The organism is Oceanirhabdus seepicola (genome assembly GCF_023684385.1).
GTDB lineage: Bacteria > Bacillota > Clostridia > Clostridiales > Clostridiaceae > Oceanirhabdus > Oceanirhabdus seepicola.
In genome coordinates, this window is the sequence record NZ_JAGSOJ010000004.1 from 292740 (window position 1) to 312951 (window position 20212).

The window sequence follows — 20212 nt, forward strand, 5'->3', positions numbered from 1 at the left end:
ACAGTATAAATTTATTTCTTGAAAGGTGGAGGACTATGAATCTTTTTACTATTTTCATAGCAGCAGCTCTAGTAAACAACGTTGTACTTGCTCAATTCCTAGGCATATGTCCCTTTTTAGGTGTTTCTAAAAAGGTTGATACAGCTAAAGGGATGGGAATGGCAGTAACATTTGTTATGCTGCTTGCATCAACAATATCTTATTTGGTATATAAATTTGTTTTAGTTCCTAGGGAAATTGAATATTTATATACAATCGCATTTATTTTAGTAATTGCATCTCTAGTACAATTAGTAGAGGTTATTATAAAGAAAACAAATCCAGCACTATATAAATCATTAGGAATATTCCTTCCTCTGATCACAACAAACTGTGCGGTGCTTGGTGTAGCTATTAATAATATGAATGAAGGATTTACTTTAATCCAATCACTCGTTAACTCATTAGGTTGTGCTCTAGGTTTCACATTAGCTATCGTTCTTCTTGCAAGTTTAAGAGAGAGAATGGAAGAAAATACAAATATCCCAGAGGCTTTAAAAGGTCTTCCTATTACATTAATAACATCTGGATTAATGGCAATAGCATTCCTTGGCTTCTCTGGATTAGTATAGGGAGGTACAACATATGGATTTAACAAGTTTAGTTTTTCCCGTTATAACACTTGGTATTATGGGACTTGCTTTCGGTCTAATATTAGGCTATGCTTCTAAGAAATTCGAAGTAAAGGTTGACCCAAAAATCCCATTGGTTAGAGATGCATTTCCTGGCGCAAACTGTGGTGGTTGTGGATTTGCAGGATGTGATGCTTATGCTGAAGCAATCGTAACTAATGGTGCAGTTCCAAACTTATGTGGTCCTGGTGGTGCTGCTTGCGCAGAAAAAATCGCTGACATCTTAGGTGTTGCTATTGAAGATTCTAAACCAATGGTGGCATTTGTAAAATGTAATGGAACTTGTGATAATGCTAAAGAAAAATACGAATACTATGGAATAAACGACTGTAATCAAGCAGTTATTGCACCTGGTGGTGGATCAAAAGCTTGTAGTAACGGCTGTCTTGGTCTTGGAAGCTGTGTAAAGGTTTGTAATTTTGATGCACTTAAAGTTGAAGATGGTATTGCAGTTATTGATGAAGAAAAATGTGTTGCTTGTGGTGCTTGTGTGGACGCTTGTCCTAAAGGAGTTATCGGTATACTACCAAAAGACTCCCTAGTACGTATAAATTGTAACACTCATGATAGAGGTAAAGACGTAAAATCTAGCTGTTCAGTTGGATGTATTGGATGCACACTTTGTGTCAAGGCTTGCCCTAAAGAAGCAATGGTTATGGATAACAACCTTCCAGTCATTGATTATGACAAGTGTGTGAACTGTGGAATATGTGCAAAGAAATGTCCAACAAATGCAATACTGAACTTACGTCAAAGCAAAGCTACTCCAAAGGCAGCACCTGCTGCTAAAGAAGAAGCTACTGTAACTAAATAATAAGGAGCTGAGAACTTTGGAAGAAGTGGGATTTGTAAAATCAATTATCGGTGATTTCGCATATGTTGTTTTTCCTAGAAAATCTGGATGTGGGGGTAATTGTGGAAGTTGTACTGGTGGATGTGCTTCTGATTCCATTACAATTGAAATCAAAAATACCTTGAATGTTTCAATTGGTGATAGATTAAAAGTTGGAATCAAAAAGCGTATTTTTTCTAAAATGATATTTTGGGCATATGTTTTCCCTACTATCATGTTTGCAATTGGATTAACTGCTGGATTAACCTTCTTCAAAGGTTCTGGTTATGGTAATTATGAGCTTTTAGGCGCACTCACTGGATTCATTTTATTAGGTATTTCTTACTTCTTATCAGGTAAAATTGATAAGAAAGTTCAAAAAAATAATGAATATGAATTTGAGATGATTAAGATAGTTAGATAAGAAAAGAATATTTTAAAATCCCAGTTACTTTTGATAAGTTCAGCTTATCAATGTAACTGGGATTTTTTTATTACCAAAAGTTTTACTTGATAAAACTTTATTCATGTATCTATATATATTTACAATCTTAGTTCATTTCGTAAAATATATGATATTACTATTTCTTTTTTTTGGTAACTCTTTATCACTACAACATGCTATACAAAATGAACTATAATAAAATCCTTACAAGCAATTATCTAAAAAATATATAAAAAGTAAGAATTGCGAAATTTAATTTACATATTGAATATATTTATAAAAAGTATTATAGTGTAACTGTCAAAGGCAACAACTTCATATTTACCCATAATATTATACATTAATGCGCTAAAATGAATCATTAGTTTAGTTATAGTTGAGTACAGTATATATTAGGCCTAATAATTACTTAATTAACTTTTAAAAAATATATATTTATGCATTTGCAATCTACTAAAAGTACAATGCAAAAGTATAACGTAAAAATTCACGGTATTATTTTTTTTACAAAAGATGCAAATTAAATACTGACTTATATCAATTATTTTGACTAAAATTGAAATTGGTATAATAACCAATTTCAAACGCATGGAGGAGAAAAAATATGAACGAATCAAAAAGACTTACGTTTAATGCATGGATGTTTATAATAATTTATGCTGTAGTAGGATTATTAGGAGGAGTGGCTTTAGACGTACTTCCAACATACCTTAGTGTTTCACCAGAAACAGCTAATTTAGCGAAGAGTATGTCAATATTCTTAGGCCTTGGTTTCCTTGGAGGAGCTGCACTTTTATTATTAATACCTAAAACTGGATATAAATTCATTATCGGTTTAGCTTGTATTGGATCTATGATTGGATTAGGTGCAGTTAAATACGTATCATCAGTTACAATATTGGCAATAATAACAGGGGTAATATTTGTTGGTGTATGTTTATTTGATGCCATATTACCATCCTTTTTAACTTGTTATACAACTGAAAAGAATAAAAACTTTATATTCTCAACAGCTATATGGACAAATATAGCCGGAATGACAATTGCATCTTTCTTTGGTGGTACATTAATAACTTGGCAATTTAGTAAAATACTAGGAGTAGCTTATGAAAAAGCAAAAGAGTTAACAGCGAATACAGATGCTTTTTCAGCAATTCAACATCAGGCTTATTTAGATGCACATACACAAGTTTTATTCATGTTTGTAGCAGTAGCAGTAATTGCATTCATTCCAGTATTATTCATAAAACAAAAACCAGTTGATTACCAAGTAGTTGAGAAAAAAGAAAAGCAAAAATTCGATTGGAGTATATTTGCAAATAAATATATTGTATTATTTGTAGTTTATACATTCTTAATAAGATTTGGAGCTGGATTAATTACACCACACTTCTCAGTGTTCTTAAGTGATATGGGTATTGCTAGATCAACTGTATCACAATTAGTAGCATATCAATATGCTGCAATGGTTTTATTTGTTATGATATCACCAATAGTTATTAAAAAGCTTGGAAAAGTTGTTTGTCTTGGTGGAATGGCATTATTAGCAATTCCGTTCATTATGTTAATAGCTAATGGACAAGCATTTGGATCAGCAATGGTTCCAGCTGTTGGTATAGGTCTATTCTTCAGATCTGGATTTGCAAATTTATCATCTCCAGTTCAGCAGTCATTACCAATGGAATTTGTTTCTAAAGAGTTAAGACCAGCATATAGCTCAGTTATATTTGTAATTATGGGAGCAGCACAAATATTAGCTGGAATCTTCTCAAGAAGTTTCTTACTTCAATTAGAAAATGGATATGGAATATCATATTATGTAACAGGTGGAATATATGTAGTAGCAGCAGTAATGCTACTAGTAGTATTCACTAAGAAATATAATAGATCAAGCTCAGAAGATCAAAATCAAGCTGCAGCTTAATATATAAAAGATAATTGACAATATAGAAAAATGTAGGTTCTGACTTATGTCAGAACCTACATTTTTATTGTTCTTTTGAACAAAGGGCTTTTACTCATTTTATCTACGATAAAATATTGTATTTCAAATACAATGTTTCATTTTAAATGAAACGAGCAAACTTCTATTGTCGGGAACAACAAGATTATAATTTTTCGAAGAGAAATGTCCATCATTATCAATTATCCATTTGTTTTTAGCGCACGCTTTGCTAGATTTTCTTATTTCGTCCCAATAATTATTACTTCCTTTTCATAACCAATACCAGTATTTAAAGCCCTTTTCCTTATGGCTTCACCCTTCTCTTTTAATTCTTCAAATTCTTCATGACATCTTACACTTTCAATTCTTTTATCTATTTTATTTGTAAAATTCTCAAGTCTATTTTCTGACGTATCAATTCCTTCATCAAATAAAAATTCTGATATTTCAACACCATTAAGATTTAATTTATTTGCTATATCAATTATCTCTTGCTTTTTGAATGTCTTGAAATGATTTTTTCCTAAAACGCCATCAATTTCAGCAATCCAGTGATGAAAATCAACTGTAATTTTATATGCTCCCTCATGATTATCTGAGAACATTTCTTTTATTATAAATAATCCTCCAGGTTTTAACACTCGTTTCATTTCTGATAATATCTGATAGATTTCCTCTTTGCTAGGAATATGATGTAATACTTGAGCGATGGATACTGTATCAAAACTGTTATCATCAAACTCTATATTATTTCCATCCATTTGCTCTAATCTTACTCTGAATTGAGATAGGTTATTCTTAGCTTTTTCCAACATCTTACTATTCATGTCTACTCCAAGGATTTCATCATAATCCTTGAAATTTTCTGCCATAATCCATGCAAATTGTCCTCTTCCAACCCCTACGTCTAATACCTTTCCAGCTGATATTGTTTGTAATTTTTCAATTAATTTCTTCATACATATCATCCCCTTTAAAATTATTTCTCCAATCCCCAAATTATTATTTTTTTATACTATTCCAGAATAAATCTATGTAATCTCTTATTTACTTTTCAAGTCCATCAATATCTATATTATTCATGTCCTTTAGCATAAATTCCTCATACATTTTATAAATTGAAAACATATGAATTCCTGTGAAAGCAAATATGGATCTTTCTCCTTTATAAATGTACTTGTATATTGTTTGCTTACATTGTCTATTAATAGGTTCATTACCTAAATAGTACATTCAAATTTATAACATTTCAAACATTTCATTATATTTTTTACATATTTATATATAATTATTACATTTTAGCTTAACCCTTGCACACATTCTATTTATTTGAATAAAATATATAATATAGACAAGCATATAAAACAAAAAGTAAGTCTTGTTTTATTAATGCTATTTACTGTATTTATGATAGGATGATTTTATGTGTAAAATGAATTTTGCAAAAACAGCATTATTAAAGGGATTATCTTTTGCTATGTCTCAGCCTAAAAAATGGCATGAGCCACATGGATTAGTTCTTATTGGTAATTTGAAACCTTTCATTATTAAGAATTTTGGAAAGCGTGTTTATTATTGCTACCTGTCTAAAGTTATAGAATCAATATGCATTAGCACTGATTACTTTGGTGTTGGTGTTGATGCATTATATAATCCCGAGTATCCAGAGAATCCAGTATGTCTTGGATATCCAGAAGGACATGAAACCTCGGTAGCTATAATCGGTATGAAAGAGGCTCACCTTGTTGAATTAAAAGGATATACTATTAATGAATTTACAGACTGGTTAAAATATTATCCAGATAATGATCAGTATAGTATTGGTATAAGAATCCAATCTTTACTTTACGGTGGAGTATCAGTATATGAAAAGTGGAGGACTGCAGATTGTAGATTAGTTTCAATAAAGTCATTAATGGATGATGCTATTGAAAAATGGAGAGAAGAAACACAGATTGAAGACTTATGTCCAGGAGTTGCTCCAAATGATTTATTGTTACACTTGGCGCCTTCCTTAATAGTATTAAAACAAATGTATCCAAGAGAATTTATGAAATACAAATACAAGGATGTTCTTGATCAAGTGTTTGAATTTTACGAATCAATAATGATTGATAATGAGTATTGGGGATTCAAGGGAGAAGCATTTGCTACTGGGCATATATTAGATCAATATGTTATGGATTGTCGTAGACCTAAAAGTTTGAAAAGCCTCCAATATATGATTGAGTGTCAAGCACCAAATGGTAAATTTAATATTTGTAACAATAATCACTACGGCGGACAGGTTCATGCAATGAAAGGGTTATATGCATGTATGGTAGCTTTTGGTTTTGAAGATTAAACATGCCCATATAGTTCTTTAAAAAAACTTGAGACCTATAGTTTACCACTATAGATCCCAAGTAATTACTTAACTTTAACAAAAACATTAAATCCAAATCTTCTTGATTCAATTTTTCCTGTTGAAACCTTCTTATTTCCTGATATATAGGAAAATTGAATTTTAACCTTTAATTTATCATTTTCATCTTCAATGTACATTTCATTTACAGAAAGACTTTTGTTATTCTGATTAGCACCATATTTTTCTACAAGTCCATCTGCAAAATCCCCTAATTCTCTTCTATAAACTTCTTCTCCATTTTCCTTTATACTAAGTATGCTTGATTCATCATTGAAGTTTACACTAAGAGAAATATCATTTAACTTTTGAAACCTTTCATTTCTTAAATCAAATAAATAATCATATCCTCTTATATCTATAGCTTCAGCATTATCTAATACATCAAAGTAAAAATATTCATCAGCATTGTAATAATAATCATCATTATATTTTACGCCTAAAATCATCTTCATATCTTTAAGCCTAAAGCCTTTAGGCAGCGTCTTAACCTCTTCTAAACTGTGATTCCTATCAAAGTAACTAAGGATACTACTTATCTCACTTACATCTGCCTTCGATACATCTGAACTTGCCTTAACAGCTTTATTATCTACCATCATGTTATTTTTCAAAAGTATTTTCTCAAATCTTTTATTTTGACTGTATTTTGAAATTGAAAAACTACTCAAGGGTCCAAAAAGTGATATAAAAATAATTGCTGCAAGTGATATTGGGAGTATTATATTTCTGCTCTTCCTTTTAAATGAGAAATATATCATAGTAAAAAACACCCATATTCCTAGCGCCACAACAAAATATCTATTTTCTGTTACCCCATAGGCATTAATTCTTATACCTATAGACAAGAACATCATTATTATAAGTGGAAGTATTGCCTTAGGAAAAATTTTCATATATTTTTTTATCCATGTGTTTTTGCTAAGTAATGGTGATATTGAAAATAGCACTGCTGCACTTATTGCTGAATACCAAAGCACAAGGTGAGATACAAGTCCCTGTGGCCACTGCCTTGTAATAATTATCTTTCCAAAGTATAGATAAAGAATTATTGTATACACTGAAATAAGTGGTATTATAATATATAACACAAGCACCTTAATTAACTTAGAGTAATCCTTCAAAGATAATTCTTCATTGTTTTGTGGAAGTCCTGCGAGAAAAAATGATTGTGCAAATACTCCTACAACAATAAGCCAACTGTAGTAATATATTTCTCCTTTAATATTAATCCCAAGAAGCTGATCTATTGTAACTAGAATAGCTGCCAATCCAAGGTATAAAACAACTGAATATAAAACCGTTGTAAAAAATCTTGCAAAAATCCTTATAACATAAAGCTCAAAGTTATCTTTTTGGGGAAGATACGGTATAAAAAGAAAGATTAAATAAAGCATAAAACTAATACCTATATATCTTGTTATTGAAACCATTTCAAAATCATTAAGGAATACATGATAATAAATAATTAGTAGTGTTGCTCCCCCCACATATGCTCCATAAAATATAATCTTTTTATAATCTTTTAACCTTTCAAAATAAAGCTTAATACATAATGAAAGTGGAATTCCTAGAGCAAGTACCATTGTTACTCTAGTAAGCGTTTCTGTAAGTTCATTATTAATTCCATATCCCAATTCTGAGATATAAATAAGAAGTATCACACAAGCTGTTGAAATCCCTATGGTTTCTGGAAATCTTCTTATACTATCTTTGATGCCATTTAATATATTTTTTAAAAATTGGGTTATCTTCATTTTCATCACCTCTGCTTATCGATATTATATTTCTTAAATAAAACTTCTATGTGATTGCATTGATAAAATTTCGCTCTTTAAGTCTATCATCAATTGACTTTTAAAAAATGAAAAAAAAATTACAATCTAAAAAAACATAAAAATTAAGAATTAATTAAGAACTTTGTGATAGGATTGTAACAAAAAAAAGCTATTATTTACTCAAGTACAAATTCAATAATTAAAGTTGCTAAAAACTAATATGAAGGAGTGATAAAATGAAGAAGAATTTGCTTACAGTGCTCATACTGTCAAGTGTTGTCTTTCTTTTCGGATGTAGTACGGAAAATAAAGAAACTGATTTGCCTAAAGATAAAAAAAATAGCATAGAAATAACTGATAATAGCTCATCAAATAATGAAAAAAATAATACAGAAACAAAGGATACTGGTTTGTCTATAGATAACAAAGCAGGTATTGAATTTGTTACGCTAGAGGATAGAGGAGAAACTTTTTCAATTTCTACTGCTGAAATCACAAATGACCAATATGTTAATTACTTAAACAGTGCTTATAAGGACAATAAAATCGTTTATAACCGCGAGAAAGGTGAAGTAGAAACTACAGATGGCTACTCTATGATTCAATTAAGTGGAAGCAGAGTAGTAAAAGACCACAATAAAGATGGAGTTTTTGAACTTGATGAGATGGAAAATCCTCTTAACAGATGTTATATAGAATATGATAAAGAATCTGATTCTTTTATACTTGTTGACCCTACAAAAGTTGACTGGAATCAGTATTTTGATTCATCAAAATATCCTAATGTAGTAGACAGTATTACAGACTGGGCTGAACTTAATAATGGAGAAGGACAGTTCTACGGTAATGGCGATACTGACAAGTTACTTCCTACGCTAGAGGAAATTAAGAAGTGGCCAGTAACTTTTATCAGATATTACGGAGCTAGAGAATTCGCTGATTATTATGGATATGATTTACCTACAAGAGAAGAATGGATATTTGCAGCAAAAGGTGGTCAAGACTTTGGTTATGCTACCAATGATGGAAACGCCACAGATTCTTCTGCTTGGTACAATTCACAAGCTCCTCAACAAATTCATAAAGGACATGCTCAGGCTTATGACTCAATAGAACCTAACCCATATGGTATTTACAACTTAGGTGGAAATGTGTGGGAATGGACAAAGGAATGGGCAGAATGGACTCCAAATGAGAGACTTGGTACTGTTGACAGATTTTTTATAGATGATGAGAAACGTAATCCAATTATTGATGAAAGCATTGAATTTAGTACACAAAATCAATACAAGAAATCTTTAATTGGTGGATCTTTTAATTATTTTGATAAAACTATGTCCATTGATTGGACTCATGCAGCATATATACATGCTGGAAATGACCATTTTGGCTTTAGAGTAGTAAAATAATGTTCGAAGAATACCTAACCACACTCTAAAAAAAACCGTACCTATTTATGGTACGGTTCACCTAAATTCATCCTAAATCCTAATATTTATGACCAACATTCTTAAATGAAATAGACTTTCCTTTTATCGTTAGCTTCTCTAGTGCTTTCATTACTATATCGCCTTTACCTTCAAATATTTCAATATAAGTACAAGTTTTTTGAATATCAATAATACCAATATCATCGTTAGTAATTCCATTGATAGAACATAAAGCTCCTATGATATCCACAGCTCTAAGCTTTTTATTTTTACCAGCATTTAATCTTATTCTACTTATCTTCTTATTTAATTTTTCAGCTCTATCTTTCTTTACTTTAGGTTTTGATTTGTACATATTAGGAAATGCTTCTTTGCTTGCTCTCACATCTGACTCTGTTGGAATTTCAGCTTTTTCAATAGATACACCAGCAAATTCTTCTATTTTTTCAAGCATACGCTCCTGTCTCTCAGTTACAAAAGTTATAGCTCTTCCACCTTTTCCTGCTCTACCAGTTCTCCCTATACGATGTACATAACTTTCAATCTCTACTGGAATATCATAATTAATTACAAGTGAAATATCATCTATATGGATACCACGTGCTGCTACATCTGTAGCTACAAGAAAATGAAATCTACCTCTTTTAAAATCATTAATTGTTTGTAATCTAATATCCTGCTCCATCCCACCATGAAGACCTTCTGCAAAGTATTTATTTTTATTTAAGAAACGCTGTACTTTCCTTACTGTTTCTCTTGTGTTACAGAATACAATACAACTTTCAGGTCTTTGTGTAATAATTAATCTATTTAATAAATCAAATTTATTATTTTCTTCGATTTCATAATATACCTGATTAATCTTTTCTAATGTTGATTCTTCAGCTTCTATTTCAATTTTTATTGGATCGCACATATATGACTTGCATATTTCTTGAATTCGCTCTGGCATTGTTGCAGAAAACAATAATGTAACTCGTTCTTTCGGCAATTTATTAATTATATTCACCATCTGATCTATAAATCCCATATTAAGCATCTCATCAGCTTCATCTATTATAAGATATTTAATTTTTTGCGGGTCTATAGTACCATTTTCTATATGTGCATTAACCCTACCAGGAGTTCCTGAAATCATATGAACTCTTTGTCTTAATTCCCCAACTTCAATACGCATAGGATGTTTTCCATATACAGCTGCACATCTAATTTTCATATACCTACCAATATTCCCAATATCGGTTTTCACCTGAACGGCAAGTTCTCTCGTTGGTGTTAAAATAAGCACCTGGGGATCTTTTAAATTTCTATCCACATTTTCACATAATGGTATTCCAAATGCTCCAGTTTTACCACTTCCAGTTTGTGCTCTTACTATCAAATCTTTATCTTTTAGTATATATGGTATTACTTTTTCTTGAACTTCTGTAGCATATTTAAAATCTAAGTCTTTTAATGATCTTAAGATATCATTATGTAGCCCCAAGTCAGTAAATTTCTTTTTATTCATCTAATTACCTCACATTTATATTATATATTAATTTTACATTGTTTTTTTACTATTATTTGCTCTTTATATTTTGGCATACATCAGAGTATATCATACTTTCACTCTCACTACATCTTTACTTACAAATAAAATCTAAATAATATATATAATAAGCAATTAATAGAGAACAAATAATGATATCTTTCCAAATTTATATTTGAGTTATGCAAACATCACTGTGGTATTTTATTACATTAAATACTATAATATGTAATGAGAGGTGATTATAATTATGATGAAATTTATTAAAACTGTGAACTTAGTATTTTATTTTATAATAGCATTATTCTTTATGGAAACCATATTAAGATTATGTACAACAGGAGAATTTTTTTCCTCTGGATTTATATTTTCTTTTTTATTTTCCATTTCATTAGCAATTATTTTTTATATTATCTGTAGCTTTTTTGAAGATAAAATCTGTTACATCTTGGGATCTATTTTCCTTGGATTATCAGCATTGATTTTTTCTTCCCAACTGATTTACTTCAAATTTTTTAGGACATTCTACAGCTTATATTCTGCTGGAAACTCCTCTCAGGTTTTTGAATTTTGGAAAGATATCATAACACTCCTAGCTAAAAATTTCATATGGATTATATTGATTTTTTTACCTTTCATACTGATTCTCATTTTTGGAAAGAAAATATTATCCTTTAAAAAAATAAAATGGTCTTATAGAGTAGTACTAGTTAGCTGCATTTTTTTATCACATGTTATAGGTCTTGCTAATGTTTATATTGGTGAAAGAACATTAAATTCACCCTATGACCTATATTTTAAAACCGATAATCCCATCCTTTCCGTTGAGAAGCTAGGATTAATTACAACTATGAGAATTGATTTACAAAGAATAATTTCAGGCTGGTCACCTGTCTTCGACTCATCATCCCTAGATTTACTTTCCTCTCCTCCAGTAAAAACTAAAGTAAACACTCATGTAAAGGTAATGGAACCATTAGACTCAAGTAACTTAGCGTGTGTTTCTAGTAATACTATTAAAAAAGAAAAACTAGAGTATAATACATTGAATATAGATTTTGAAAATCTCATTTCCAATGAAAAAGATGAAGTTATAAAAGACATGCATAAATATTTCAACATAGTACAACCCACAACAAAAAACGAGTACACTGGAAAATATAAGGGGTATAATCTTATACTCATTACCGCTGAAAGCTTTTCTCCTTATGCTGTACGTGAGGATCTTACTCCAACACTATACAAAATGATTCATGACGGTTATAATTTTACAGACTTTTATAACCCTATATGGGGCGTAAGCACCTCTGATGGCGAATATGTAGCATGTACAAGCCTTGTTCCTAAGAGTGGCGTTTGGAGCTTTTATAAATCTGGAAACAACTATATGCCTTTTGTAATGGGAAATCAGTTTAAAAATATAGGCTATAAGACAATGGCTTATCATAATCATAGCTATACCTATTACAAACGTAATATTTCTCATCCTAATATGGGATATGAATATAAAGGCCTTGGAAATGGTCTTAATGTAAAAAAGACTTGGCCTGAATCAGACCTTGAGATGATGGAAAAAACAGTGTCAGACTATATTAATAATCAACCTTTTCACGCATATTACATGACTGTAAGTGGTCATATGCAATACTCCTTTAATGGAAACTCAATGTCATTGAAAAATAGAGATACAGTTAAGGATCTACCATATTCAGAGCAAGCCAAGGCATATATATCCTGCAATTTAGAACTTGAAAAAGCTATGTCATATTTATTAAATGCCCTTGAAGAAGCGGGAATTGCAGATAAAACACTTATAGCTCTTAGTGCAGATCATTACCCTTATGGCCTTGAAGATAAAACATTCGAAGAACTTGCTGGTCACCCTGTAGAAAAGAACTTTGAACTCTTCAAGAGTCCCTTTATATTGTATACAAAGGGAATGGAGCCTACTACTATAGATAAACCTTGTTCAAGCCTTGATATCATTCCAACGCTTTCCAACATCCTTGGTCTAGAATATGATTCAAGGCTCCTTATGGGACGAGATATATTTTCGGATTCCGAACCATTAGTTCTATTTCTAAACAAAAGTTTCATAACTGATAAAGGCCGCTATAATTCGAAAACAGGAGAATTTATTTCAAAAGAAGGCGCCACATTTGATGAAGACTATATTAAGAGAATTTCTACAATAGTAAACAGTAAATTTCATTATTCTGCTAAGATACTTGAAACCGACTACTATAATAAAATATTAAAAGAAATGGAGAATTGAAAATGGATAATGGAGAACAATTCTACATTATCCATTATCCATTATTTTTTATTTCACTACTCTATCATCAAAATATCTGATTAGTGAATAACATACAGGTTCAAAATGCTTTAGCCAAAATCTACGAGCACTCATATTCATGGACTCAAAATCAACAGATATTCTCTCATATCCATTAGTAATAGTCCACTCATTAACCTTATTAAGCAAATGTTTTCCTATACCTAACCCTCTAGCTTTATCAGTAATATGGGCTATGTGAATACTCACAGTCATCATATCTTGTACGATGGTACATGCATTATCTCCATTAATGACAGTTTTCATAATACCCACTATTTCTCCATGATATTCTGCTACCCAGAGAGTGATTTCATCATCAACTAACCAATCCTTAATGTTACCTGAAGTTTCACCACCATTAATATTCAAACAAATTGGAGCTTTAGCCATGTATTCTTTGTGTTCTTTAATTAAATACTCAATTTCTTTTATGTCTTTATGAGTGGCTTGCCTAATTATTGCATTTACTGAACAGTTTTCAATACACCTAGGCTCTCTAACAGCATCTATAACTAACATTCCATAACCATTCATGAACAAGCCATCTATAACTTCTCTATCATGCTCAAGGCATGTTATGCAGCTAGAAACACATCCCTCTTCCTGCCATTTTAAAGAAATACTTTCGTACATCATTTGATAGATTTCCTGTCTATTTTCTTTAATAGCTGCGTGTCCCCATTCAGGTATGAATGTTCCCTTATTAGAACTTTTAAATTTAGAAAACTCAAAACATGATATAAAACCTACAATTGATTCTTCTATAATTGCAACAATACCATAACCCTTTTCAATTATATGTTTTAATAACCCAATTACATTTTCCTTTTCAGTATATTTCGCCGGTACAATAGAACTCTTTATACGCATTTCCTTATAGTTTTCAATAAATAAATCCGTAATATTATCTAAATGTCTTTCCTCAAGTGCTTCTATTCTAATATTTTTAGCATTATATTTCATATTAAGTAACCTCCATATTATCTTTTTATATGATAAATATTATTTTCTAAAAATTTATAGTGATTACTTAATTCTTAAATGCGGTTTTCTTAATTGTTGTTCTTGTTAAATTTAGAGTTTTTTTAATTACAACAACACTCCTTTCTTATATATAATTCATTATCTTTATATTGAAATTATACCACATTTAAACTATTATTCATCCTTCAATGCTTAATACTATACAATAACATCTTCATTTTCAATATTTCTAAATGTCATATAAACTACAAAAATACCAATGAACATCATTATTATAGGTATTATGATAATTGATGATAATGTAAATCCACCATTGTTAGAATATAAGAAACATGCTATTAAAAATGCTGATACAATTGTTGCTACAGTTGATTTTTTTCTCATACCAAAGTATATAGGTATCATAGATATACATGAATTTGTTAATGCCGAAATCAAGATGACTATTATTTGTTTAGTTATTATACTAGATGTAACTTTAAAAGTAATCGTTTTAGTGATTACTAAGATTATATACATGCTAGTACATAAAAAGATTGATGAAAGTATAATACTTATAAATGTAAAAACACCTATAATAATTAATTTTGAAATTAATAATTTCTTCCTATTTATTGGATAAGTAAATAATAAAGTTATTGTTTTATTCTTATATTCTGATATTATAAGTTTAGCTATAAGAACACTTGCGTAAATCAAAAAAGTAACGTTTATAATAGACATAATAATAGTGACTATCAGATTATAATTTTCAAATGCTGTTTTCCCTTCCGCTTTCTCTGCGAAAAATATCAAACATAATAATGCGAATATACATAAATTACAGATTGCCGCTACCATTATTTTATTTTTCATATTAAATCTTTTAAGTTCCAGTCTTATCAAATTAAACATTCACCAAACCTCCTTCTTTTGTTAACTTTAAGAAATATTCCTCTAAAGAACTTTCTTTTTTTGTAATAGATTCTATTGATACCCCATTTAAAATTAATGTTTCCGAAATTTTATTTGGTGTAATATTTGAATTATAAATTCTTATTAAATTATCATTCATTACTTTAAAGTTAGATATATTAAGTTTATTATTCAATATATAAGTTGCCCTTGATGTATCCTCAACTGCCATCTCAATAAATTCAAAATTGCTTTTTCGGATATTTTCCATAGAAACCTCTTTTACTAGTTTTCCATCATTAATAACCCCTATTGTGTCAGCAATTTGTTCTATCTCACTTAATATATGGCTTGAGATTAATATGGTTATACCATATTCAGTACTAAGCATTTTAAATAAATCTCTTAATTCTTTTATTCCCATTGGATCAAGTCCATTAATAGGCTCGTCTAATATTAACAATTCAGGTTTTGTAATTATTGCTCTAGCTATCCCCAGTCTCTGCTTCATACCAAGAGAGAAAGCTTTAACAGGTTTTTGATCAACGCCTCTCAAATTCACCATTTTTAATACTTCATCAATAGTTTTTTTATTATGATATCCCATATAATCACAATGCATCTCCAAATTTTCTCTTCCAGTTAATTTTTCATAAAAAACTGGTGTTTCAATGATTGTACCCATTCTTTTCAATGCTTCATAGGAGGTATTAGTTAGTCTTTCATCAAAGATCTCTATCTCTCCTACAGTTGGCTTAAGAAGATTAGTTATAAGTTTCATTACTGTTGTCTTCCCCGCTCCATTAGGTCCTAAAAAACCATATATTTCACCTTTTTTAATATTCATATTTACATTTGAAACTACTTCTTTCCCATCAAAAACTTTAGTTAAGTTATATGTTTTTAATATATATTCCATTTAAATTCTCCTTTCAACTACCCTATGTATTTATTGTACATTTTGAATTTATCTTATTTATTAAGCAAATCTAACAAATTTCTAAAGTTATAACTTTATATAGGGTTATTAGCTTTACAATTAATATAAAATCCTCTTTACGATTTCATTTTCTTTGTTAAGAATATGACTTAATTTTTCAAAAGGAATTGTAATATACATATGCCAGTCGCCACAGCTTTTGCCATATGCTTCTTTGGTGATAGTAATCCCTTCCTCAGAAAACTCAAAACATAGTCTTTCAACGTTAATCTCACGTTTATCACTATTGGAATTTCCACTCTCCTTTAATTCATTCCTTATTATTTTTTCTAATTCTTCTTCAGATACTTCTGGCTCTTTCTTAATTTCTTCAATTATATTTTTCTCAATAAATTCATTCAATTTTTTATCCTGATCAGATAACAATTCTTGCCTAACTATTGTCTTTAAAGAATTAACTCTATTTATACTTTTATAATAAGGTTCTTTAATATCCTCATACTCTCTCTCATCTTCCTTTATCTTTTTAATGTTGTCTTCCCAAAGGATATTTCCATCCAAATTAAGATATATATTCGTTGTAATATCCCAACAACTGGTTTTATTTTCTCCAATTAATATATCTCCTTTTTTATAGTATTTTTCGTAGAAACTCATCTTTTTCTCTTCTTGTATGTTCAGGTTGTTGTCCATAATATGAATACCATCACTTAGCACTCCAAGAATTCTATTTTCATCAATTCTGAGAACATTATGATATATTTCTTCTGTTTTTTTACCAGTTTTTAAATCATGAATAACATAAAATTTCACTCTAGCCTGTCCCTGCCACAAGTAATCTTCAATATACCAAACAATTCCTTTCCCAAGGTATGTAACTTCATTATCCTTATGATTATTACGAACTTTGTTTTCAGCTCCATCCTTTTTCACATTAACGATAATTTCATTATTCTCATATTTATATCCATCTTTTTCAACTTCAAGTTTCATCTGGTAATCCTCTGCCCTCCAAACAAAACCATAGTACCAACTATCCACTTCACCCACAAAAGTACCATCAACCATATATACTTCACTTTTGTTTATTTGTGCTCCACTATGCCTCTCTACAAAAACTCCATCTCCAATTAGCTCATATACAGTATCTTCTTCCTTACCTCTACATATTTCATTTCCCCACTTATTTATAACAATCTTTTCTTTATTTTTTAAGCATGCAATTAGAATTTTATCTTTTACATCAACATATTCAATATTATTAATTTTCTTATTGTGACCACTCTTTACATCTACAACACTTAAAACTTTATTTCCATTTTTATCCTCACTTAAACCAATCTCAACATCCTCATCTGCAAAATAAAGTTCTTTGTAACCAGTGTTTCCTACAACTTTATTTCTTAAATCAAAAGAATAATATAAATCATTCATTAACACCTTTGAAAAAAAATTATTCTTAACTTGAAAAGTCTCATCATATTGTGCTGGAACCACTATCTCTCCTATATGATTTTTATATCCAAATTTAATTTCTACTCCTATTATTTCAGAGAAAGGATATATATTTACACCTTCTGTCTCCATTTGCTCTTTTGATTTTTTATCTTTAATAACTTTTTTCCACACTTCTATAAAGGAATCATCATCGTAAACTTTTGCTTGTCTAGTTTTTGATTTTACATCCTCTTTTGCGTTTTCTTCTTTTGTTTTTTCTTCTTTAAAATCCTCTTTCGTTACTTTTTTAGCTTTTATTTCTACTTTAGGCTTTTCTATTTCTACTTTCTGTTTTTCCCCACCTTGTAATCCTTTAGTAATAATGATTGCTGTTACACATATAACCATTACCATCACTAATATACTTTTCCCTTTCATATCATCCTCACCTTTCATCAATAGCTAATCCTTTTTAATTTTAAAGAAAAAGTAGTTTTCTCATAGGGAATGCTACTTAAAGTTATTTCTCCATTCATCTTTTCAACAAGTCTTTTGGTTATGGTTAACCCTAAACCACTTCCCTGAAACTCTTTATTTCTAGAATCTTCAAGAGTATATAACCTTTCAAAAATTCTGTCTTTATGTATCTCATCAATTCCTCTTCCTCTATCCCAAATATCAATATATACCGCCTCTTCACCACAACTTAAATCTATTCCTAAGCATTTTCCTTCATATCCATATTTAATAACATTAGATAATAAATTATTTAGTATCCTATCCATAGCTTCTTCATTGGCTAAAGCATAAATATTTTCAGAAGGAATATTGATGTTAACCTCAAATCCTTTATTTGTTAGAATATCGTAAAATGATAGAATATTTTTTCTACAGATTTCATTTATATTAATTCTTGTAATAGGAATATCCTTATCTCCTGATTCTATCTTTGATAGTGTGAAAAATTGATTAATTAACTGCAATAATTCTGAGGCTTTGTTTTGTACATTTGCTAAAAATATATCTTTTTCCTCATCACTTAAATTATCATTTACCCTTAATGTTTCTATATACCCTATAATAACTGTAAGAGGAGTTTTAAGATCGTGAGAAATATTTGAAAGCATTTTTCTCATTGATTCCTGGGTTCTTTTATGATTAACAATAATTTTTTGATTATATTCCAAAATATTATTAATCTGAAATAAAATTGTGGTCAAATACTCATCCTCAGTAACAACCAATAATTTTTCTGAGGTGTTATTTAGTATAATACTCTCAAGCTTCTTTTCAATATAAGATAAATTTTTATTTCGTTCCTTTATAGAAAAATACTGGAGACAAATTACACCTATTAATATAACAATAATCACCAATAGAATAATAATCATTTTAAACCTCTCCTAACTTGTATCCAATTCCCCAAAGGGTTTTTATATATTTAGGGCTAGAAGGATAATCCTCAATTTTTTTTCTTAATCTTTGTATATGCACATTGATAACGCTTTCCTCCCCAAAATAACTTTCATTCCAAGCAAGATTATAAATCTGTTCCTTGGTAAACACCCTCTTTGGATTAGTTATAAATAATTTAAGTATTTCAAACTCTTTAGACGTAAGTTTCAGCACCTCTCCTTTTTTAGTTACCGAAAAATTGTCTAAATCTACTTTCAAATCTCCTACATCAATAATATTTTTTCTCTGATTATTTTCAGGTTTAGAATAAATATTAGCGCGTCTTATTGAGGCTTTTATTCTTGCTAAAAGTTCAATCAATGAAAATGGCTTAGAAATATAGTCGTCTGCACCCATTCCAAGAGCAATAGCTTTATCAACATCGCTATCTTTAGCTGACATGATTATAATAGGAATCAGACTTTTTTCTCTAATTAATCTCATGAATTCCATTCCATTAAGTTTAGGAAGCATTAAATCAAGTACAATTAGATCAAAAGATTCTTTTAAAAATTTATTAACAGCTTCTTGTCCATCAAATGCAACTTGAACCAGAAAGCCTTCTTTTTCTAAGTGATTTTTCACCATCTCACTAATAGATCTATCATCCTCAACAAGAAGTATTTTATTTTCCATAGCATGTCCACCTCTTTTAATTTGTATAAAATCACATCTTTTAACATAGTTCACTTCAATTGTATCTTTTTTCCTTACGAAAATATATATGTAATATAAAAAAGCTGAAGATAAATTATTTATCTTCAGCATAAGAATATTTAATGTAATGATTTTGTATAATCCTCAGATACTTTTTTAGTTTTTTTCTTTGCTCCAGGACAAGTACAAGTTTCTGGAGTACATACACACTCGCCTTCGCCACAATTCACTATAGCATAATTCTCCTGCATAGCAGAAGTCATATCGTCTATAGCTCGTATACTTGAAGTGATTTCTCCTTTTGTAGGATGATATTTATTTCCATTATTATTTGTATTATAATTTTTTTTCATTTGTATCACCTCACATTATTTTAATATAATTAGTTTGTCTCATTATATTAAAACAATGCTACTAAAAAATTTCCTAGTCTGCATTTCAATTCATTATCTACATATTAGTCCATAATAA

Annotated in this window: 18 protein-coding genes; 7 read left to right on the forward strand and 11 right to left on the reverse strand. The window is 29.7% G+C overall.

Annotated elements, in window-relative coordinates; all coding sequences use genetic code 11:
• Positions 1-35: 35 nt before the first annotated feature.
• The 4 genes from rsxA (at position 36) to KDK92_RS18385 (ending at position 3872) form a co-directional block, all read left to right on the forward strand.
• A complete protein-coding gene (gene rsxA, locus KDK92_RS18370; RefSeq protein ID WP_250860850.1) occupies positions 36-611 on the forward strand; it encodes an electron transport complex subunit RsxA in 576 nt (191 codons plus the stop codon).
• A gap of 13 nt (positions 612-624) precedes the next feature.
• Positions 625-1485, forward strand: coding sequence for an RnfABCDGE type electron transport complex subunit B (locus KDK92_RS18375; RefSeq protein WP_250860851.1), 861 nt, complete (start codon positions 625-627; stop codon positions 1483-1485).
• Between the two features lie 25 nt (positions 1486-1510).
• The gene (locus tag KDK92_RS18380) at positions 1511-1927 is read left to right on the forward strand and encodes a SoxR reducing system RseC family protein (protein WP_250861168.1); all 417 of its coding nucleotides are present in this window, start codon (positions 1511-1513) and stop codon (positions 1925-1927) included.
• Positions 1928-2552: 625 nt separating this feature from the next.
• Complete coding sequence (locus KDK92_RS18385) at positions 2553-3872, forward strand: MFS transporter (protein ID WP_250860852.1); 1320 nt, start codon at positions 2553-2555, stop codon at positions 3870-3872.
• 260 nt (positions 3873-4132) lie between these two features.
• Here the strand turns inward: KDK92_RS18385 and KDK92_RS18390 are convergent, their stop codons facing one another.
• Complete coding sequence (locus KDK92_RS18390) at positions 4133-4852, reverse strand: class I SAM-dependent methyltransferase (protein ID WP_250860853.1); 720 nt, start codon at positions 4850-4852, stop codon at positions 4133-4135.
• An 88-nt stretch (positions 4853-4940) separates the two neighbouring features.
• Positions 4941-5126, reverse strand: a complete 186-nt coding sequence (locus tag KDK92_RS18395; RefSeq protein ID WP_250860854.1) for a hypothetical protein — start codon at positions 5124-5126, stop codon at positions 4941-4943.
• Between the two features lie 199 nt (positions 5127-5325).
• Here KDK92_RS18395 and KDK92_RS18400 point away from each other — a divergent pair, with 199 nt between their 5' ends.
• A complete protein-coding gene (locus tag KDK92_RS18400; protein ID WP_250860855.1) occupies positions 5326-6237 on the forward strand; it encodes a hypothetical protein in 912 nt (303 codons plus the stop codon).
• A gap of 65 nt (positions 6238-6302) precedes the next feature.
• On the opposite strand, the gene KDK92_RS18405 is transcribed toward KDK92_RS18400, so the two are convergent.
• Positions 6303-8054: a DUF4153 domain-containing protein gene (locus tag KDK92_RS18405; protein WP_250860856.1), complete on the reverse strand. Its 1752-nt coding sequence runs from the start codon at positions 8052-8054 to the stop codon at positions 6303-6305.
• 257 nt (positions 8055-8311) lie between these two features.
• On the opposite strand from KDK92_RS18405, the gene KDK92_RS18410 reads away from it, so the two are divergent.
• Positions 8312-9484, forward strand: coding sequence for a formylglycine-generating enzyme family protein (locus tag KDK92_RS18410; protein WP_250860857.1), 1173 nt, complete (start codon positions 8312-8314; stop codon positions 9482-9484).
• A gap of 79 nt (positions 9485-9563) precedes the next feature.
• On the opposite strand, the gene KDK92_RS18415 is transcribed toward KDK92_RS18410, so the two are convergent.
• The gene (locus KDK92_RS18415) at positions 9564-11015 is read right to left on the reverse strand and encodes a DEAD/DEAH box helicase (RefSeq protein ID WP_250860858.1); all 1452 of its coding nucleotides are present in this window, start codon (positions 11013-11015) and stop codon (positions 9564-9566) included.
• 274 nt (positions 11016-11289) lie between these two features.
• Between KDK92_RS18415 and KDK92_RS18420 the strand changes: the two genes are divergently transcribed.
• Positions 11290-13311: an LTA synthase family protein gene (locus KDK92_RS18420; RefSeq protein WP_250860859.1), complete on the forward strand. Its 2022-nt coding sequence runs from the start codon at positions 11290-11292 to the stop codon at positions 13309-13311.
• A gap of 48 nt (positions 13312-13359) precedes the next feature.
• Here KDK92_RS18420 and KDK92_RS18425 read toward each other — a convergent pair whose 3' ends face one another.
• The 7 genes from KDK92_RS18425 to KDK92_RS18455 all read right to left on the reverse strand — a co-directional run bounded on the left by KDK92_RS18425 (position 13360) and on the right by KDK92_RS18455 (position 20094).
• The gene (locus KDK92_RS18425; RefSeq protein ID WP_250860860.1) at positions 13360-14337 is read right to left on the reverse strand and encodes a GNAT family N-acetyltransferase; all 978 of its coding nucleotides are present in this window, start codon (positions 14335-14337) and stop codon (positions 13360-13362) included.
• A 219-nt stretch (positions 14338-14556) separates the two neighbouring features.
• Positions 14557-15252 (reverse strand): ABC transporter permease, encoded by a 696-nt coding sequence (locus tag KDK92_RS18430; protein ID WP_250860861.1) that lies wholly within the window; start codon positions 15250-15252, stop codon positions 14557-14559.
• Positions 15245-16171 (reverse strand): ABC transporter ATP-binding protein, encoded by a 927-nt coding sequence (locus KDK92_RS18435; RefSeq protein WP_250860862.1) that lies wholly within the window; start codon positions 16169-16171, stop codon positions 15245-15247. Before KDK92_RS18435 ends, KDK92_RS18430 begins: the two co-directional genes overlap by 8 nt.
• A 120-nt stretch (positions 16172-16291) precedes the next feature.
• Positions 16292-18067, reverse strand: a complete 1776-nt coding sequence (locus tag KDK92_RS18440) for a hypothetical protein (RefSeq protein WP_250860863.1) — start codon at positions 18065-18067, stop codon at positions 16292-16294.
• A 17-nt stretch (positions 18068-18084) separates the two neighbouring features.
• Positions 18085-19020: a sensor histidine kinase gene (locus tag KDK92_RS18445; RefSeq protein ID WP_250860864.1), complete on the reverse strand. Its 936-nt coding sequence runs from the start codon at positions 19018-19020 to the stop codon at positions 18085-18087.
• A 1-nt stretch (position 19021) separates the two neighbouring features.
• Positions 19022-19720: a response regulator transcription factor gene (locus KDK92_RS18450; protein WP_250860865.1), complete on the reverse strand. Its 699-nt coding sequence runs from the start codon at positions 19718-19720 to the stop codon at positions 19022-19024.
• 140 nt (positions 19721-19860) lie between these two features.
• On the reverse strand, positions 19861-20094 hold the full coding sequence (locus tag KDK92_RS18455) for a hypothetical protein (protein ID WP_250860866.1): 234 nt from the start codon (positions 20092-20094) through the stop codon (positions 19861-19863).
• Between the last annotated feature and the right edge of the window lie 118 nt (positions 20095-20212).

Excerpts from the sequence above, each read along its gene's own strand:
- rsxA (WP_250860850.1), top strand. The coding sequence starts at position 36 with ATGAATCTTTTTACTATTTTCATAGCAGCAGCTCTAGTAAACAACGTT.
- KDK92_RS18375 (WP_250860851.1), top strand. The coding sequence starts at position 625 with ATGGATTTAACAAGTTTAGTTTTTCCCGTTATAACACTTGGTATTATG.
- KDK92_RS18385 (WP_250860852.1), top strand. The coding sequence starts at position 2,553 with ATGAACGAATCAAAAAGACTTACGTTTAATGCATGGATGTTTATAATA.
- KDK92_RS18390 (WP_250860853.1), bottom strand. The coding sequence starts at position 4,852 with ATGAAGAAATTAATTGAAAAATTACAAACAATATCAGCTGGAAAGGTA.
- KDK92_RS18395 (WP_250860854.1), bottom strand. The coding sequence starts at position 5,126 with ATGTACTATTTAGGTAATGAACCTATTAATAGACAATGTAAGCAAACA.
- KDK92_RS18400 (WP_250860855.1), top strand. The coding sequence starts at position 5,326 with ATGAATTTTGCAAAAACAGCATTATTAAAGGGATTATCTTTTGCTATG.
- KDK92_RS18405 (WP_250860856.1), bottom strand. The coding sequence starts at position 8,054 with ATGAAGATAACCCAATTTTTAAAAAATATATTAAATGGCATCAAAGAT.
- KDK92_RS18410 (WP_250860857.1), top strand. The coding sequence starts at position 8,312 with ATGAAGAAGAATTTGCTTACAGTGCTCATACTGTCAAGTGTTGTCTTT.
- KDK92_RS18415 (WP_250860858.1), bottom strand. The coding sequence starts at position 11,015 with ATGAATAAAAAGAAATTTACTGACTTGGGGCTACATAATGATATCTTA.
- KDK92_RS18420 (WP_250860859.1), top strand. The coding sequence starts at position 11,290 with ATGAAATTTATTAAAACTGTGAACTTAGTATTTTATTTTATAATAGCA.
- KDK92_RS18425 (WP_250860860.1), bottom strand. The coding sequence starts at position 14,337 with ATGAAATATAATGCTAAAAATATTAGAATAGAAGCACTTGAGGAAAGA.
- KDK92_RS18430 (WP_250860861.1), bottom strand. The coding sequence starts at position 15,252 with ATGTTTAATTTGATAAGACTGGAACTTAAAAGATTTAATATGAAAAAT.
- KDK92_RS18435 (WP_250860862.1), bottom strand. The coding sequence starts at position 16,171 with ATGGAATATATATTAAAAACATATAACTTAACTAAAGTTTTTGATGGG.
- KDK92_RS18440 (WP_250860863.1), bottom strand. The coding sequence starts at position 18,067 with ATGAAAGGGAAAAGTATATTAGTGATGGTAATGGTTATATGTGTAACA.
- KDK92_RS18445 (WP_250860864.1), bottom strand. The coding sequence starts at position 19,020 with ATGATTATTATTCTATTGGTGATTATTGTTATATTAATAGGTGTAATT.
- KDK92_RS18450 (WP_250860865.1), bottom strand. The coding sequence starts at position 19,720 with ATGGAAAATAAAATACTTCTTGTTGAGGATGATAGATCTATTAGTGAG.
- KDK92_RS18455 (WP_250860866.1), bottom strand. The coding sequence starts at position 20,094 with ATGAAAAAAAATTATAATACAAATAATAATGGAAATAAATATCATCCT.